Source organism: Micromonospora phytophila, from assembly GCF_023656545.1.
In the GTDB taxonomy this organism is placed as follows: domain Bacteria; phylum Actinomycetota; class Actinomycetes; order Mycobacteriales; family Micromonosporaceae; genus Micromonospora; species Micromonospora phytophila.
Genome location: NZ_JAMOKF010000614.1, coordinates 1 through 1,218 on the forward strand (window position 1 = coordinate 1; position 1,218 = coordinate 1,218).

The 1,218-nt window shown below is 75.9% G+C and carries 2 protein-coding genes; both read left to right on the forward strand.

Translation table 11 applies throughout. The features are described 5' to 3' along the window. Positions 1–676 (forward strand): NYN domain-containing protein (locus tag NCC78_RS31770; protein ID WP_250799144.1); only part of this gene is annotated, 676 nt, incomplete at its 5' end. A 265-nt stretch (positions 677–941) separates the two neighbouring features. Next, complete coding sequence (locus NCC78_RS31775) at positions 942–1,163, forward strand: hypothetical protein (RefSeq protein WP_250799147.1); 222 nt, start codon at positions 942–944, stop codon at positions 1,161–1,163. The last annotated feature ends 55 nt before the right edge of the window (positions 1,164–1,218 follow it).

Consider the following 1,218-nt stretch of genomic DNA (forward strand, 5'->3'; position numbering starts at 1 on the left):
CGAGCTGCGTCGGGCCCGGGCCCGGCTGGCCGAGGCCGAGGCGGCGGCCGGGGTGGCCCGGGCCAGCGCCAAGGAGGCCCGCTCGGTCGACGACGCGCGGCTCTGGCTGCTGTTGGAGACCATCGGGCAGGCGGCCGTCGGGCTGCGCCGGGAGCTGGCGCTCGAGCCGGTCGAGAAGATGCCCGCCGACTTCGTCGCCGACGCCTTCGCCGACCAGTCCGCCACCACCGCGGCCGGCACCGCCGCCCGCGCCCGGGACACCGACGACCCGGCCCGGCTGGACCAGCTGCTCGCGCTGCCCCGCGCGCACCTGGTCGTGGACGGCTACAACGTCACCAAGCGCGGCTTCGGCGAGATGTCCTTGGAGCAGCAGCGCAAGCGGCTGATCAGCGGTCTCGGCGGAATCGCCGCGCAGACCGGCGACGAGGTCACCGTCGTCTTCGACGGCGCGGAGCGGATGCACGGGCTGCCGCCGAGCCCGCGCGGGGTGCGGGTGCTCTTCTCCCGCAAGGGGGAGACCGCGGACGAGCTGATCCGGCGCCTGGTCCGCGCCGAGCCGTCGGGACGGCCGGTGGTGGTGGTCTCCTCCGACCGCGAGGTCGCCGACGGGGTACGCCGCCACGGCGCCTACCCACTCGGCGCCGACTCCCTGCTGCGCCGCCTCTCCCGCTCCTGACCCGCACGGCGTGCCCCCACGCCCCGGCACCGTCGATCATGCAGTTGTGGTGGCTCCCAAAAGGGATGCGTTGTCACCATCCGCCCACCACGACTCCATGATCGACGGTGCTGGAGCGGGGTGTGGTGGGTGGGGTGATCGGGTTCGGGGGAGTCCGGGGTGGATGTCCGGGTTCTGTCGTACCCCTCACCTAGCGTCGATGTGACCGACGGTGGCCGGGTGGCGACGAGAGCGTCCCGCCCGCCGCAGCGCATCAGGAGGCGAGATGCTCATCGACTGCGACGGGTGCGGGATCCGGGGCGACGGCTGCTCCGGCTGCCTGGTGACCGCCCTGTTCGACGAGGCGTCCCCGGCGGCCGGCCTCGACGGCGCCGAGGCCCGGGCGATCGAGGTGTTCGCCCGGGCGGGGTTCGAGGTGGAGGTGCTGCCCGCCCCCCGGCGCCCCGCCGGGGGATCCCGCACCGCCCGGCCCCGCCGGGTGGCCTAGCGGCAGGCCGCTGCCGGCGAGCCGTCGCGGGCGGGCACCGCGCCGGATGCGCGGC